This window comes from Streptomyces huiliensis, assembly GCF_020037025.1.
Lineage (GTDB): Bacteria > Actinomycetota > Actinomycetes > Streptomycetales > Streptomycetaceae > Streptomyces > Streptomyces huiliensis.
In genome coordinates this window covers 42,668-57,468 of the sequence record NZ_JAIQLH010000061.1, presented here as the reverse complement: position 1 = coordinate 57,468, position 14,801 = coordinate 42,668, and the positions used below count along the sequence as shown (strand labels likewise).

The following is a 14,801-nucleotide window of genomic DNA, read 5'->3' as shown; positions in this document are numbered from 1 at the left end:
CGGCGTCAGACGCCGGGCGCCGGTTCGGTCAGGGCGCGGTCGCCCGGGACGTCCCGGGCGACCGTCACGGCGGACGGTTCGAGGTCGCTCGGGGCGGGCATCGCGCTGCCGGGCAGCCGGACGGCCGCCGCGCCGTGGGCCAGCGCCGCCGCGAGGGCGGCCGGGCCGTCACCGCCCGCGGCGAGGAAACCGGCCAGGGAGGCGTCGCCCGCACCGACGTTGCTGCGGACGCGCGACACCGGGGCCGTCCCGTAGTACGCGCCGGACCCGTCGACGAGCAGCTGGCCGTCCGCGCCGAGGCTGGCGAGGACGGCCCGCGCGCCGAGGCCGCGCAGTTCCTCCGCCGCCCGGACCGCGTCCCCGACCGTCGCCAGGGGACGGCCCACGGCCTCGGCCAGTTCCTCGGCGTTCGGCTTGACGACGTCGGGGCGTTCGCGCAGGGCGGCGGTGAGGGACGGTCCCGAGGTGTCGAGCGCGATCCGCGCCCCGGCGGCGTGGGCGCGGGCCACCAGCCGCCCGTACCACTCGGGCGCGAGCCCGCGCGGCAGGCTGCCGCAGCAGGCGATCCAGCCGGCGCCCGCCGACCGCTCCGCCACGCTGTCCAGCAGCGCCTCGGCCTCGGCGGCGGTCAGTTCGGGGCCGGCGGCGTTGACCTTGGTGAGCGTGCCGTCGGGTTCGGCGACGGCCATGTTGACCCGCGTCGCGCCGGACACCGGGACGCCCGCGACGTCGATGCCCTGCTCGCGCAGGAGGCGCGCCAGCAGGGCGCCCTCCGCGCCGCCGAGCGGCAGGACGGCCGTCGTGGCGTGCCCGGCCGCCGCGACCGCGCGCGAGACGTTGACGCCCTTGCCGCCCGGGTCGACGCGGTCGGCCGCCGCGCGCAGGACGGCGCCGCGCCGCAGCGCCGGGACCTCGTAGGTGCGGTCGAGGCTGGGGTTGGGGGTGACGGTGAGGATCACGCGCGGATCACCGCCGGGCCGCGGCGTTCGATCTCCCGGGCGTCCTCGGGGCTCAGCCCGGTGTCGGTGATCACGAGGTCCACGTCGGAGAGGTCGCCGAAGCGGGCGAAGTGCCGCTGCCCGTACTTGCCGGAGTCCGCGAGCAGGACGACGCGCCGGGCCGCCGCGACCGCCGCCCGCTTCACCGCCGCCTCGGCGAGGTCCGGGGTGGTCAGCCCGCCCTCCGGCGAGAAGCCGTTGGTGGCGACGAAGGCGACGTCGGCCGCGAGTTCGCCGTACGCGCGCAGCGCCCAGGCGTCGACGGCCGCCCGGGTGCGGTGCCGGACCCGGCCCCCGACGAGGTGCAGGGCGAGGCCCGGGTGGTCCGCGAGCCGGGCGGCGACGGGCAGCGCGTGCGTGACGACCGTCAGCTCGGCGCCCGGGTCCGCGTCCAGCGGGAAGAGCGCGGCGAGGCGGGCGACCGTAGTGCCGGCGTCCAGGATCACGCTGCCGCCGGCGGGCAGTTCGGCCAGGGCCGCCCGGGCGATGGCGTCCTTCTCGTCCGCCGCCGTGGACTCCCGCTCCGCGAGGTCGGGTTCGAAGTCCAGCCGGCCGACGGGGATCGCCCCGCCGTGCACGCGCCGGAGCAGTCCGCCGCGGTCCAGCGCCGTGAGGTCACGGCGCACGGTCTCGGCGGTGACCTGGAACGTCTCCGCCAGCGACAGCACGTCCACCCGCCCGCTCTCACGCGCGAGCCGCAGGATCTCCTGCCGGCGTTCCGGTGCGTACATGTGGATTTCGCTCCCGTTCGCTTCCGTCCGCTTCCGCTTCCGTGCCCGATTGTGTGGGTTGAGCGGCAGGATACGGGCGCTTCGGGCGCGAAGTAAACACATTCGGCGGGCCACTCGGACAAAAACGGGCACCCAACTTACGCACTAGTGCGAATCACTCTTGCCTCTAGTCCAAAACGCGCCTACGTTCCTGCCCATGATCGCGAAGCTGCCCACGCGCACCACCGTCCTGACCGGCCGGCACGTCCGCCTCGAACCCCTCACCCCCGCGCACGTGGCCGACCTGTTCCGGGTCGTCGGCGGTGACGACGAGGTCTGGCGCTGGACGCTCTCCCCCACTCCCCACACCGAGGACGAGCTCGCCACCACCCTCAAGGACCGGCTCGCCGACCCCGCCTGCGTCCCGTTCGCCGTCGTCCACCTCGCGACCGGGCGCGCCATAGGCGTGACGTGCTACTTCGACGCGAGCACCGAGCAGGAACAGCTGGAGATCGGCGGCACGTGGTACGGACGCGCGCACTGGCGCACCGCCGTCAACACGGAGAGCAAGCTGCTCCTGCTCACGCACGCGTTCGAGGAGCTCGGCATGGGACGCGTCTACTGGAAGATCGACCATTTGAACGAGCGGTCCCAGGCGGCGGTGCTCCGGCTTGGAGCCGTGCACGAGGGAACGCTCCGGCGACACCGGCGGCGGCCGGACGGGAGCTGGCGCGACAGCGTCTACTTCTCGATGCTGCGGGAGGAGTGGCCCACGGCACGGAAGCGGCTCGCGAGCCGGCTCGACCGGGGGTGACCCCCAGAACGCGCGTCGGCCCCCACCCGGAACCTTCAAGCGGTTCCGGGCAGGGGCCGGCCGGCCCGCGCCCCCCTCAGGCGGCTATCGGCTCGCCCTTCTCCTCGGGCACCGCGTCCGCCACCGGAGCCTCGGCCCGGGAGTGCCGCGGCAGCGCGAAGACGAGCAGGAGGACGAGGACGAGCAGCCCCGCGACCCACCACAGGGCGTTGCTGTACGCGTCGCCGAAGGCGGTGGCGGCACGGCCCTTCGCGACCGCGTCCTCGTCCAGGACGCCGAAGAAGACCACCGAGACGAGCCCCAGCCCGATCGCGTTGCCCAGCTGCTGCGTGGTGTTTATCAGGCCGGACGCCGAGCCCGCGTGCTCGCGCGGCACCTCGGAGAGGACGGCGTCGGTGAGCGGGGCGACGACGAAGCCCATGCCCGCGCCCATGACCGTCAGCGGCAGCGCCATCTGCCACGAGGTGATGTCGGCGCCGTAGTGGCCGGTCTCCCAGATGTAGAGCAGCACGCCGGCGGCCATGACCACCGCACCCGCCTGGAGGACCTTGCGGCCGAAGCGCGGGACGAGCTTCTGGACGGACATGCCGGCCGTGATCGACACGGCGATGGAGAACGGGATGCCGGTCAGACCGGACCGCAGCGCGCTCCAGCCCAGGCCGAGCTGCATGTAGAGGGTCCAGCAGAGGAAGTAGATGCCGGAGACGATGCCGAAGGCCAGCTGGACGCCGATGCCCGCGGCGAAGCTCTTCACGGTGAAGAGGGACAGCTCGACCAGCGGGGAGCCGTCCTTCCGCTTCTTGTACCGCTCGTACACGACGAACAGGGCGAGCACCACGGCGCTGCCGCCCATCAGCAGGAAGCCCCAGAGCGGCCAGCCCAGCTCCCGCCCCTGGGTGAGCGGGTAGAGGAACATGACGATGCCCAGGGTCGCGAGGCCGACGCCGACGAGGTCGAGCTTCAGCGCGTGCTCGGCCTTCGACTCGGCGATGAAGCGACGGCCGAGGATCAGGCCGGCGATGCCGACGGGCAGGTTGACCAGGAAGATCGGCCGCCACTCCAGGCCGAGGATGTTCCACTCGGTGAGCAGCGCGCCCAGGATCGGCCCGGAGACGGCGCCCAGCCCGACGACGGCGCCGAACATGCCGAAGACCTTGCCGCGCTCGTGTGCCGGGAAGGTGGAGTGCACGATGGCCAGCACCTGCGGCACCATCAGCGCGGCGGTGCCGCCCTGGAGGAAGCGGGCCGCGACGAGCAGGTGCGGGTCGCCCGCCACGCCGCAGAGCATCGAGGCGAGGGTGAAGCCCCCCATGCCGAGCAGGAAGACCCGCCGGCGCCCGTATATGTCCCCGAGCCGGCCGCCGGTGATCAGACCCGCGGCGAAGGCGAGGGCGTAGCCCTCGGTGATCCACTGGAGGACGCTGAACGAGGCGCCGAGGTCGTGGCTGATGCTGGGCATCGCGATGTTGACGATCGTCACGTCGACGAGGTCCATGAAGGACGCCGTCAGCACGACGGCCAGCGCGATCCAGCGGCGGCGGTCGAGGGGCGGATCGGTGCTCAGGGAGCTCACGGGGTATTGCCTTCCACTTCGTGTTCCGGGTGTCCCACGCTAGGACCCGTCTAGGTCAAGCTGTGTCCTAGATCCCTGGCACGCTGGCGTTATGACCGACACACCCGTACGGCTTCTGAATCTGCTCTCCCTTCTGCAGACCCCACGCGAATGGCCGGGCAGCGAACTCGCCGGACGGCTCGGTGTGAGCCCGCGGACGATCCGGCGGGACATCGAGCGGCTGCGCGACCTCGGCTACCCCGTACAGGCAACGATGGGAGCCGTCGGTGGGTACCGGCTGGCCGCCGGGGCGGCGATGCCGCCGCTGGTCCTGGACGACGAGGAGGCGGTGGCCATCGCGGTGGGCCTGCGGGCCGGGGCCGGGCACGCCGTGGAGGGCATCGAGGAGGCGTCCGTACGGGCGCTCGCCAAGCTCGAACAGGTGCTGCCGTCCCGGCTCCGGCACCGGGTGACCGCCCTCCAGGCCGCCACCGTGCCGCTCACCTGGGGCGACGGCGCGACCGTCGACCCGCGGACGCTCACCGTCATGGCCGCCGCCACGACCGGCCACGAGCGGCTGCGTTTCTCGTACCGCACCGGCGAGGGCGTGGAGACCAAGCGGCTGGTGGAGCCGAACCGGCTGGTCAGCACCGGGCGCCGGTGGTACCTGGTCGCCTATGACAACGACCGCGAGGACTGGCGCACCTTCCGGGTGGACCGGGTCAGCGACCCCTTCCCCACGGGCGCCCGCTTCGAGCCGCGCGAGCTGCCCGCGGAGGACGCGGCGGAGTTCGTCAGCGGCTCCACGGCCCGGCGCCGGCCGGAGCTGCGGATGGTGGTGACGCTGCACGCGCCGGCGTCGGCCGTCGCGGCCCGGCTGCCGCACTGGATGGGGGCGCCCGAGCCGGTCGACGACGGGACCTGCCGGCTGGACACGGAATGCGCCGACTCCGTCGAGTGGGTGGCGTACCACCTGGCGATGCTCGGCTGCGAGTTCGAGGTGCACGAGCCGGAGAAGCTCGTCGCGTACACGCGGCGGCTCGGGGAGCGGATCACACGGGCGGCAAGGGCGGGGGCAGCGGGGGCGGGGGCAGCGGGCGCGGGGGCAGCGGGCGCGGGGGCAGCGGGCGCGGGGGCAGCGGGCGCGGCACCGCGGGCCGGGGACGCCACTGAGGGCTCCGCCGAGGGCTCCGAAGACTGAGGGAAAAAGAAGGACCCCGACGCAGGGGGGGGAGGCGCCGGGGTCCGATCTATAAGGATATGCCCTTTTAGGCCGCCGCGTCGAACCCGGTGTCGTGAGCCATCTTCTTCAGCTCCAGAAGCGCGTGCTTCTCGATCTGCCGGATCCGCTCCCGGGTGAGCCCGTGCTGCTTGCCGACCTCCGTCAGCGTGCGCTCCCGCCCGTCCTCGATCCCGTAGCGCGCCTTGATGATCGACGCGGTCCGGTGGTCGAGCCGGCCGATGAGGGTCTCCAGTTCCTCGCTGCGCAGCAGCGCGATGACCGACTGCTCCGGCGACACGGCGGAGGTGTCCTCCAGCAGGTCGCCGAACTGGGTCTCGCCCTCGTCGTCCACCGACATGTTCAGGCTGACCGGGTCCCGGGCCCAGTCCAGGACGTCGCCGACGCGCTCGGGCGTGGTGCCCAGCTCCGTGGCGATCTCGGCGTGCTCGGGGTCGCGGCCGTTCTCCCGGTTGAACTCGCGCTGCACCCGGCGGATGCGGCCCAGCTCCTCGACGAGGTGGACGGGGAGCCGGATGGTGCGCGACTGGTCGGCGATCGAGCGGGTGATCGCCTGGCGGATCCACCAGGTCGCGTACGTGGAGAACTTGAATCCCTTGGTGTAGTCGAACTTCTCGACCGCGCGGACCAGACCGGCGTTGCCCTCCTGGATCAGGTCGAGCAGCGGCAGCCCGCTGCGCGGGTACCGGCGGGCCACGGCGACCACGAGCCGCAGGTTCGACTTGATGAAGACGTCCTTGGCGCGGGCGCCCTCGTCGGCTATCGCCTCCAGCTCCTCGCGCGAGGCGCCGCCCGCCTCGCCGGACTCCAGGCCGTCCAGGATCTGCCGGGCGTACACGCCCGCCTCGATGGCCTGCGACAGCTCGACCTCCTTCGCGGCGTCGAGCAGGGGCGTCCGCGCGATCTCGTCCAGGTACATGCCGACCAGGTCGCGATCGGCGATCTCCCCGCTCGAGGCGCGAACACTGCTTGCCTCGTCGACGCCCTTGGCTGCGGACTGACGACGGGCGACGGCACGGGTTGCCATGCGTACTCCCTTGCGATGAGACGGTCGCGGGATGGTGGGGGGCTCGCGCTCCGCGAACCCGTCCGAAGGAAAGAACGACTGCAATCCGGACAGAATTCCCAGGAGACGCCTTCTTTTTTACGATCATGCAGTACCCTGTCCCGCCGCACGTGGGCACGCATGCCGGACGAGCCGACGGACGCCCTGGTCAGGCCGGGTGCGGAGGGGGGTTCAGGGCCCCTCGCCGCGCTCCGCGGCCATCGCGCCCTTGAGACGGCCGTCACCGTTGACGCCTTCCCCGCGGCTCGGGAAGAACGCCGCTCCGGACTGTGTCCGTCGCCATCCCTCGCCGCCCGTCGCCGCCCTCCGCCTCGAAGGACGGCGCCCGTCGTCCTGTGGTTGCGTCGGCGGGGCGCGGGGCCGGGGACATGACGGAGTGCGCGCCCCGTCGGGCGGGGTCGAAGCCGGTCGCTGATCCACTTGCCGCCGGGCGGGCGCGGGTGTGCGCTGGTTTCCAGGGGGCCGGTTCCCCCGGCCGGTTACCCCGGACGGTTCCCCCGGGGGACGGACGAGAGGAGCCCCGACATGCCGGCGCACGCGATCCTGCCCCACCACACCCCGGAGGGCCCCGGTCCGGTGCCCAGCGGCGCCCGTCTCCCGGTGCGCGGGACGCGGGCGGGCCCGGTCCCCGACCGGAGCCGTCCCGCCTGGGCCGTACCCGCCTGCCTGGGGTTCGTCGTCTTCCTGTTCACCACCTTCCTCGCGCACGAGAACGGCTTCTCGGAAGCGGGCGGCTGGCTGCTGGGGCTCGCCACCGCGGCGGTCTCGACGGGCATCGGCTACCTGCTGGTCCGCGAGCGCAACGCGATGATCACCGAGGTGCGCGCGGCGACGTACGGCGCGCTGGCCGGCATCACCGTCGGCTTCCTGCACAGCGTGGCCGGCGGGACCTGGCTCCGCTCCCTCGGCATCGGACTCGGCTTCGCGCTCCTGGTGGGGCTGACGTCGTACCACCTCTTCCACTGGAACGAGCGCCACGTGCGCCGGTAGCCCGGCCCGTCAACTGCCCTGCCGGAACGGCACGTTCGGGCGCCGGTAGCGGGCGACCGAAGTCCTGAGGTGTACGTCCGGAGACCGTTTCTGGAGTGACGCCTGAGGTCTAGCGTGGCGTCATGACCGACACCACCGGAACACTCGACGAGGCCCTCGAACGCCTCCACGCGAACGGCCCGGAGTTCGAGGGCTGGCTCACCAACCACGCCCCCATGACCGTCGAGGCGCTGGTCCGCCACGGGCACGCGCCACGTGTCCACCGCTGGCTCGACGGGTACCGGCACCGGCTGGAGGACATGCCGGGCCGGACCGGCGTCCGGATCGACGGGGCGGACGACGCGTCGTGGCGCGCGGCGCTCGGCGACCCCTCCCTGCTCGGGGACTGGATCGACCACTTCACCCGTGCCCTGACCGAACGGCCGTGGCGTGAGGTGCTCGTCGAGTGGTGGCCGCGGCTGCTGCCCGGCATCACGGCCGGCGCGACGCACCCCGTCATCCGCGCCGGCCACGCCGTCCGCACGCTCCTCGACGGCGAGACCGTCGATGACGGGAGCGCCGGTGATGGGAGCGCCCCTCGGGTGGCCGAGCTGGGGCACGCCCTCGGCTACTGGGCGGCCCGCTACCAGCCGCTCCCCATGCCGGTTGCGGCGTCGGGGACGGCCGGGATCGGTGCCGCGCTGGCGGGGATGCCGGACGTCACGGACGAGCCGCTCGGCATCCGCGCCCGCTTCGCGCTGCTGCCGGAGACCGCCGGCTGGCCCGCCGCCGCGAACGCGCTGCGCCCGCCCGCCGGCCCCGACGAGGTGCCCGGGATGCTGGCGGAGCTCGTCCGGGAGACGGTCCTGCGCTACGGCGAGCGGGCCCACGGTTCGCCGGTCATGCTCGTCCACTCGGCGACCGCGCCCAACGCCGTCCTGCGCACCCTGCCCGCGCTCCCCCGCGAGCTCTGGGTGCCGAGCTTCCACGCGGCCTGGGAGGCCGCCGCGTCGGTGACGGCCGCCTATCCCGCGCCGGGGCCGCTGAAGCCGGCCGCCGGAGCGCCCGCCACGGCCGACGAGGCGTTCGCCCGCGCGGCGGAGCACGGCGACGCGCACGCGATCAAGTTCACGGACACCGCGGTGGACGTCGCCACGGCAGATCCGGAGGCGGCGGCGGGGGCGCTGGCCGCCACGGTCCGGGCCTTCGAGCTGATCAGCCCGGAGGACGCGTGAGGGGCGCGGCGGGCGGGACGGTCGCTCGCGCGGCCTGCGGCCGGTCAGCCGAACTGCACCGACCGCTTGGCCAGCCCCAGCCAGAAGCCGTCGATCACGCTGCGCTGGCTGCCGAGTTGATCGTCGGCCGCGCCCAACGCGACGAAGAGGGGCGCGAAGTGCTCGGTGCGCGGGTGCGCCAGGTGGGCCGCCGGCGACTTGCGGGCGAAGTCGAGGAGGGCGTCCACGTCCTGCGCCTCCAGCGCCTCCCGGCCCCAGTGGTCGAACTCGGCGGACCAGGCGGGCGTACCGCCCTGGTGCCGCAGGGCGGCCAGGTTGTGGGTGAAGAAGCCGCTGCCGACGATCAGCACGCCCTCGTCGCGGAGGGGCGCGAGCCGCCGGCCGATCTCCATGAGGCGCACCGGGCCGAGCGACGGCATGGACATCTGGAGCACCGGGATGTCGGCGTCCGGGTACATCTCGACCAGCGGCACGTACGCGCCGTGGTCCAGCCCCCGGTCCGGCATGTCCTGGACGGGCAGGCCGGCGCCGCGCAGCGTCGCCCGGACCCGTTCCGCCAGGGCGGGGGCGCCCGGGGCGGCGTACCGCACGCGGTAGTAGTGCTCCGGGAAGCCCCAGAAGTCGTAGACGAGCGGCACGGTCTCGGTCGCGCCCAGCGCGAGCGGCGCCTCCTCCCAGTGCGCCGAGACCATGAGGATCGCGCGCGGCCTGGGCAGCTCCGCCGACCAGGCGGCGAGCTGGCCGGGCCACAGCGCGTCGTCGGCGAGGGGCGGGGCGCCGTGGGACAGGTAGAGGGCGGGCATCCGTCCGGGGGCCGGGGCCGAGGTGTCCTGCACGGTCGCTCCTGACTACTTGCTCGGAGGCACTCCTCGGAGGAGTTTCCTTGAACTTTCAAGCTTTACAGCTCAACTTTAGACCTGTTTTATTTAGACTTCAAGAATTGCCGTGAGGGCCGCCCGGACCGGCCGGTCCGATCATCCGACCGATGAGTGGAACAGTGGATGCCATGAGGAACGAACCCGCAACGGACCCGGCGGAGCCCCGCTGGCTCTCCGCCGAGGAGCAGGCGACCTGGCTGGCGTACCTCCACGCCACCACGCTCCTGGAGGACCATCTCGACCGTCAGCTCCAGCGTGACGCGGGCATGCCGCACATCTACTACGCGCTGCTCGTCCAGCTCTCCGAGGCGCCGCGCCGCCGGATGCGGATGACCGAACTGGCCCAGCAGGTCAAGATCACCCGGTCCCGGCTGTCGCACGCCGTGGCGCGCCTGGAGAAGAACGGCTGGATGCGGCGCGAGGACTGCCCGTCCGACCGGCGGGGGCAGGTGGCGGTGCTCACGGAGGAGGGGTTCGAGGTGCTGCGGAAGACGGCGCCCGGCCATGTGGCGGCGGTGCGGGCCGCGATCTTCGACCGCCTCACGCCGGAGCAGGTCGCCGAGTTCGGCGCGATCTGCTCGACCATCGCGAGCGGCCTCCAGCCGGCCGGCGCGGACCTGCCCTGGCTGCGCTGAGGCACTCCACGGCCGGCGGCTGACGCGGCTTGCGGCCGGCGGCTGACGGCCTGCGGTCGGCGGTCGGCGGTCGGCGGTCGGCGGTCGGCGGTCGGCGGTCGGCGGTCGGCGGTCGGCGGTCGGCGGCCCGGAACGACGAAGCCCCCGCACGGAGCGAATCCGTGCGGGGGCTTGGTTCAGCTGTCGGCCTGGGCGGGCCTCAGTGGGCCATCACCGGAATGGCGTCCTCGACGGCGCCTTCCCCCTCGCCCGCGCCCGCCTTGGCCGCGGCGTTGGGCCGGCCGGCGTTGACGAAGACCACGGCCACCAGGGCGGCCAGCGTCAGGATGCCCGTGGCCCAGGCGATGCCGACCTGGAAGCTGTGCACCGTCGCCTTGATGCCCAGCACCTGGATGGCCTCCTTGCTCGTGGCACCCGCGCGGTGGGACGAGACGTAGTCGTCCTTGGCGCTGGTGGCCAGCGTGTTCAGCAGGGCCGTGCCGATCGCGCCGCCGACCTGCTGCGACGTGTTGACCATCGCGGAGGCGACACCCGCGTCACGGGCCTCGACGCCGTGCGTGGCGAGGCTCATGGCCGGCATGAACGCCGTACCCATGCCGATGCCCATCAGCAGCAGGCCCGGCAGGATGCCCGTCACGTACGACGTGTCGGTGTCGATCCGGGTCAGCCACGCCATGCCGATGGCGGCGACCAGGAAGCCGGGGCCCATCAGCCAGCGGGCCGGGACCCGGGTCATCAGCCGGGCGCCGATCTGGGTGGAGCCGGTGATCATGGTGGCGATCATCGGGAGGAACGCCAGGCCGTTGGTGATCGGGCTGTACTCCTTGATGCCCTGGAGGTAGAAGACCAGGAAGAGGAACAGGCCGAACATGCCGATCGAGGCGAGGCCGAGCGCACCGTAGACGCCACCGCGGTTGCGGTCGGCCACGACGCGCAGCGGCAGCAGCGGCGACTTGACCTTGCCCTCGACGAGGACGAAGGCCACCAGCAGCACGACCGCGGCGGCGAACAGGGTGACCGTCATGCCGGCGGTCCAGCCGTCGGACTCGGCGCGGGTGAAGCCGTAGACCAGCGAGACCAGGCCGAGGGTGGCCAGGATGACGCCGGGGATGTCGAGCTTCGACGGGTTCCGGCTGCCCTCGGGCTCGTGGATGACGGCGACGGCACCGGCGGCGGCCACGGCGGCGAACGGGATGTTCACGAAGAACGTCCAGCGCCAGTTGAGGTACTCGGTGAAGACGCCGCCCAGCAGCAGGCCGACGGCACCGCCACCACCGGCGATGGCACCGAAGATGCCGAACGCCTTGGCGCGCTCCTTCGCCTCGGTGAAGCTGACGGCGAGCAGCGACAGCGCCGACGGCGCGAGCAGCGCGCCGAAGACGCCCTGGAGGGCGCGGGCGGCGAGCAGCATGCCGGTGTTGACGGCGACACCACCGAGCGCGGACGCGAGGGCGAAACCGATGAGGCCGGTGATGAAGGTCTGCTTACGGCCCCACAGGTCGGCTATTCGGCCGCCGAAGAGCAGCAGTCCGCCGAACGCGAGGGCGTAGGCGGTGATGACCCACTGCCGGTTGCCGTCCGAGATACCCAGGTCGGTCTGGGCGGACGGCAGCGCGATGTTCACGATGGTCGCGTCGAGGACGACCATCAGCTGGGCCAGGGCGATGAAGATCAGCGCTTTCCAGCGCCGGGGATCCGGGGTGGTGGTGTCGGGCATGGAAGGGCCTGCCTAGTGGTGCGAGAGGTGAGCGAGAACCGAAGGAGTACCGAAGGAATGACGAAGCGCCGGGGGCGGATGTGACGTGACGTGTGTGACACGGCTGCCACGCGGGGCCGACGGAGCGGATGACGCGAAGTGCTCAGACCGCAAAGGAGGAATGAGCGGAACCGGTGGAGGGTGAACGTACGGGCGGACGGAGTGCGGACGTACAGGTGCGGGACGTACAGGTCGGACTATGGCAGGTGGGTCTGACAACGAGGCCGGACCTACCGCCGGTTGCGGCGTAGTTCGTCGAGCGTCGCCGCGGAGCCGGGCAGTTCGGAACGGGCCGGGGTCATCAGCCCGTCCAGGAACAGCTGGAGGTGCCGGTGGACGAACCGGTCGAAGTCCAGGCAGCCCTTGCCCGGCAGCGGTCTGGTCAGCTGAGTGAGCGCCACCATGAGGTCACCGACGTCGATGTCGGCGCGCAACTGCCCTTCCTCGCGGGCGGCGGCCATCAGTTCCCTGAGATTCCGGTCGAGCCGGTCGCGCGCCTCGACGAGATCCGGATGATCGTGATCCACATCGGAGTCGAGCAACGGGCACAGCGCGCCCACCCGTTCGTCTGCCGCGGCGTGGACGAACCGCCTCAGCGCACGGAAAGCATCGGGCTCCTCGGCTCGTGCTGTCTCGGCGCGGTCCGCGATGCGGTACATCACCGAGAGGGTGACATGGTGGATCAACTCGCGGCGGTCCGCGAAGTGACGGTACAGCGTCGCATTGCCGACCCCGACGCGTCGAGCGATTTTGTCGAAGGAGAACTCGGCCCCGTGCTCGACCAGCACCTCGCGGGCCGCGGCGATGATGCGCTCCCGGTTGCGCTGGGCGTCGGCGCGCAGCCGCGGCTGGGGTGTGGTCACGACGGGTCTCCTCTCTCTCCTCGTTCCCGCGGCGGGTCCGGCCGGAGCGGCGGAGCCAAGCGGGGAAGCTCTCCCCGTTTACGCGGGGACGAGAGCTTAAACGGGGAGAAGCTCCCCGGATATTTCCCCTCCGCGGGAATCTCCGACGTGGCGTGCGTCACGTTTGGAGCGGCCGGTATCCCCCACTTGCCGTACCCCCGAGGGCGCACGGACGTACGACGGCCCAAGGTGTTAGTCACCCGGCAGGAGGTGACAGGCATGAAAACCCTGGCCATCCCCATGGTGGCGGCCGCAGTCCTCGCCCTCACCGCACCGGTGGCGGGCCGGGCGGGCGCCCACCAGCCGGCGGATACGTCCGCCGCGCCCGCCGGTCCTGACCCCACCGGCCGTCCCCCCTCCGGCCCCTGCGCCCTGCGCTCGGGCACCCGCTCCGTCTCGGAGAGCGCGCGCACGCCGCGCGGCTACGCCCGCTCCCGGGGGACCGTACGGGCGCTCACCCTCTTCATCGACTTCCCCGACGCCCCCGGCAAGGGCAGCCCGCGCAAGCGGTACGCCGAGTTCTTCCCGGCCGTCGCCGACTACTACCGGGCCAGTTCCTACGGGCGCCTCGACTACCGCTCCACGCCGCTGCTGCGCTGGATCCGCATGTCGCGCCCGTACGCCGCGTACGGCATCCGGCGCGGCACGCCGTTCGACACCCGCAGCGACACCGGCTACCACGCGCTCGCCAAGGAGCTCGTCGCCGCGATCGACGGCACCGCCGACCTGCGCCGCTACGACCTGGTCAACGTCCTGGCCAGCCCGGACGCCGGCCCGCCGGCGACGGAGGACGTCCGCTCCGTGACGTTCGCCGGGGCCCCGACCGGGCTCCGGACCCGGCACGGCGCCGCCCTGAAGAACATCTCCTTCATATGGAGCCGTCAGACCGGCGACAGCCCGTACCGCGTCCTGGTCCACGAGAACGCCCACAGCTTCGGCCTCCCCGACCTCTACGCCACCGGGCGCGGCAACCGCGTCGTCTCCCCCGTCGGCCACTGGGACCCCATGGACGAGGACTGGGGCCCGGCGAACGACTTCCTCGCCTGGCACAAGTGGAAGCTGGGCTGGCTCGCGCCACGCCAGGTGCAGTGCGTCACCGTCACGGGCAGCCGCACCTTCACCCTCACCCCCACCTCGTCCCCCGGTGGCACCAAGCTAGTCGTCGTCCCCGTCTCCCGCCGGCGCGCCCTCGCCCTGGAGGCCCGCACCCGCGGCCCCCTCGACCACGCCGTCTGCCGCCCCGGCGTCCTCGTCACCACCGTCGCCACCGACCGCCCCTCCGGCACCGGCCCCATCCGCGCCGTCGACGCCACCCCCCACGGCCGCGGCTGCTACACCACCGACCCCAACGTCACGGCGAGCCTGAGCGACGCCCCGTACCCGGCGGGCGGCCACGGCACGGTCGACGGGGTCACCGTCGACGTCCTCGGACGCGACGCGCACGGCAACTGGCGGGTGAAGGTGACGCGTTCACGGCGCTGACGCGGCGGGCGGGCGGACGGCGGCAGGACGGCAGGTGGACGGCAGCGCGGGATGTGAGGCGGGATCGGTCTCCGGTGACCGAGGTGACGGCAGTAACGTGGCGGGCGAAGGCAGCGGGGAGTGCCGCTGTCGCCGGGTGTGCGGAGGGGGCCGGGGGTGCGGGACGACGCGTGGGCGCGCGGGCGGGGACGAGTACGGGTGCCGGTGGGCGCGGACGCCGCGCGGTGGGTGACCCGCGGCCGGGTGAAGCGGGTGCTGTTCGTCGTCCACAACGTCACGTCCGCCACCCGCCTGCTCGACGTGAAGCCGCTGTTCGACGGGGATCTGCGGGTGCAGATGGCGGTGACGTGCACGGGTTCGTCGCCGTTCCTCGCGGGGGTGCCGGAGCTGCTGGCGGGGGTGGGGCTGCCGGTGTTGCCGTGGGAGCAGGCGAAGGAGGAGGCGCGCGGGTTCGACGTGGTGATCGCGGCGAGTTACGGGGGTGAACTGGAGGCTTTTGAGGGGAAGTTGGTGATCCTCTCGCATGGGGTTGGCTACAATAAGAGGCTGGCCGAGCCGGGAGCC

At 72.9% G+C, this 14,801-nt stretch carries 13 protein-coding genes; 6 read left to right on the top strand and 7 right to left on the bottom strand.

Annotated features, from left to right (window positions below; all coding sequences use genetic code 11):
- Positions 1–5: 5 nt before the first annotated feature.
- On the bottom strand, positions 6–959 hold the full coding sequence (gene pfkB / locus JNW98_RS13550; protein ID WP_223768431.1) for a 1-phosphofructokinase: 954 nt from the start codon (positions 957–959) through the stop codon (positions 6–8).
- Entirely contained in the window at positions 956–1,729 is a 774-nt protein-coding gene (locus JNW98_RS13545) for a DeoR/GlpR family DNA-binding transcription regulator (protein ID WP_223768430.1), read from the bottom strand. Before JNW98_RS13545 ends, pfkB begins: the two co-directional genes overlap by 4 nt.
- Positions 1,730–1,925: 196 nt before the next feature.
- On the opposite strand from JNW98_RS13545, the gene JNW98_RS13540 reads away from it, so the two are divergent.
- Entirely contained in the window at positions 1,926–2,522 is a 597-nt protein-coding gene (locus JNW98_RS13540) for a GNAT family N-acetyltransferase (RefSeq protein ID WP_223768429.1), read from the top strand.
- 76 nt (positions 2,523–2,598) lie between these two features.
- Here JNW98_RS13540 and JNW98_RS13535 read toward each other — a convergent pair whose 3' ends face one another.
- Entirely contained in the window at positions 2,599–4,095 is a 1,497-nt protein-coding gene (locus JNW98_RS13535) for an MFS transporter (RefSeq protein WP_223768428.1), read from the bottom strand.
- Between the two features lie 91 nt (positions 4,096–4,186).
- On the opposite strand from JNW98_RS13535, the gene JNW98_RS13530 reads away from it, so the two are divergent.
- Positions 4,187–5,275, top strand: coding sequence for a helix-turn-helix transcriptional regulator (locus JNW98_RS13530; RefSeq protein ID WP_223768427.1), 1,089 nt, complete (start codon positions 4,187–4,189; stop codon positions 5,273–5,275).
- 67 nt (positions 5,276–5,342) lie between these two features.
- Here JNW98_RS13530 and JNW98_RS13525 read toward each other — a convergent pair whose 3' ends face one another.
- On the bottom strand, positions 5,343–6,341 hold the full coding sequence (locus JNW98_RS13525; protein WP_223768426.1) for a sigma-70 family RNA polymerase sigma factor: 999 nt from the start codon (positions 6,339–6,341) through the stop codon (positions 5,343–5,345).
- A 564-nt stretch (positions 6,342–6,905) separates the two neighbouring features.
- Between JNW98_RS13525 and JNW98_RS13520 the strand changes: the two genes are divergently transcribed.
- Together JNW98_RS13520 and JNW98_RS13515 are read left to right on the top strand one after the other, a co-directional pair.
- Positions 6,906–7,370 (top strand): cation:proton antiporter, encoded by a 465-nt coding sequence (locus JNW98_RS13520; protein WP_223768425.1) that lies wholly within the window; start codon positions 6,906–6,908, stop codon positions 7,368–7,370.
- Between the two features lie 122 nt (positions 7,371–7,492).
- Positions 7,493–8,584: a questin oxidase family protein gene (locus tag JNW98_RS13515; RefSeq protein ID WP_223768424.1), complete on the top strand. Its 1,092-nt coding sequence runs from the start codon at positions 7,493–7,495 to the stop codon at positions 8,582–8,584.
- A 44-nt stretch (positions 8,585–8,628) separates the two neighbouring features.
- Here the strand turns inward: JNW98_RS13515 and JNW98_RS13510 are convergent, their stop codons facing one another.
- Positions 8,629–9,387 (bottom strand): dioxygenase family protein, encoded by a 759-nt coding sequence (locus JNW98_RS13510; protein ID WP_223768435.1) that lies wholly within the window; start codon positions 9,385–9,387, stop codon positions 8,629–8,631.
- A 203-nt stretch (positions 9,388–9,590) separates the two neighbouring features.
- On the opposite strand from JNW98_RS13510, the gene JNW98_RS13505 reads away from it, so the two are divergent.
- Positions 9,591–10,097 carry a MarR family winged helix-turn-helix transcriptional regulator gene (locus JNW98_RS13505; RefSeq protein ID WP_223768423.1) on the top strand — a complete coding sequence of 169 codons (507 nt, stop codon included), beginning with the start codon at positions 9,591–9,593 and terminating at the stop codon, positions 10,095–10,097.
- Positions 10,098–10,296: 199 nt separating this feature from the next.
- Here JNW98_RS13505 and JNW98_RS13500 read toward each other — a convergent pair whose 3' ends face one another.
- Together JNW98_RS13500 and JNW98_RS13495 are read right to left on the bottom strand one after the other, a co-directional pair.
- Positions 10,297–11,814 (bottom strand): MFS transporter, encoded by a 1,518-nt coding sequence (locus tag JNW98_RS13500; RefSeq protein WP_223768422.1) that lies wholly within the window; start codon positions 11,812–11,814, stop codon positions 10,297–10,299.
- Between the two features lie 269 nt (positions 11,815–12,083).
- Positions 12,084–12,716: a TetR/AcrR family transcriptional regulator gene (locus JNW98_RS13495; RefSeq protein WP_223768421.1), complete on the bottom strand. Its 633-nt coding sequence runs from the start codon at positions 12,714–12,716 to the stop codon at positions 12,084–12,086.
- Positions 12,717–12,974: 258 nt separating this feature from the next.
- Between JNW98_RS13495 and JNW98_RS13490 the strand changes: the two genes are divergently transcribed.
- Positions 12,975–14,237 (top strand): M6 family metalloprotease domain-containing protein, encoded by a 1,263-nt coding sequence (locus JNW98_RS13490; RefSeq protein ID WP_223768420.1) that lies wholly within the window; start codon positions 12,975–12,977, stop codon positions 14,235–14,237.
- Positions 14,238–14,801 lie beyond the last annotated feature (564 nt).

Coding starts and splice junctions, on each gene's coding strand:
- JNW98_RS13520 (WP_223768425.1), top strand. CDS start 6,906: ATGCCGGCGCACGCGATCCTGCCCCACCACACCCCGGAGGGCCCCGGT.
- JNW98_RS13500 (WP_223768422.1), bottom strand. CDS start 11,814: ATGCCCGACACCACCACCCCGGATCCCCGGCGCTGGAAAGCGCTGATC.
- JNW98_RS13525 (WP_223768426.1), bottom strand. CDS start 6,341: ATGGCAACCCGTGCCGTCGCCCGTCGTCAGTCCGCAGCCAAGGGCGTC.
- JNW98_RS13515 (WP_223768424.1), top strand. CDS start 7,493: ATGACCGACACCACCGGAACACTCGACGAGGCCCTCGAACGCCTCCAC.
- JNW98_RS13545 (WP_223768430.1), bottom strand. CDS start 1,729: ATGTACGCACCGGAACGCCGGCAGGAGATCCTGCGGCTCGCGCGTGAG.
- JNW98_RS13540 (WP_223768429.1), top strand. CDS start 1,926: ATGATCGCGAAGCTGCCCACGCGCACCACCGTCCTGACCGGCCGGCAC.
- JNW98_RS13530 (WP_223768427.1), top strand. CDS start 4,187: ATGACCGACACACCCGTACGGCTTCTGAATCTGCTCTCCCTTCTGCAG.
- JNW98_RS13505 (WP_223768423.1), top strand. CDS start 9,591: ATGAGGAACGAACCCGCAACGGACCCGGCGGAGCCCCGCTGGCTCTCC.
- JNW98_RS13510 (WP_223768435.1), bottom strand. CDS start 9,387: ATGCCCGCCCTCTACCTGTCCCACGGCGCCCCGCCCCTCGCCGACGAC.
- JNW98_RS13490 (WP_223768420.1), top strand. CDS start 12,975: ATGAAAACCCTGGCCATCCCCATGGTGGCGGCCGCAGTCCTCGCCCTC.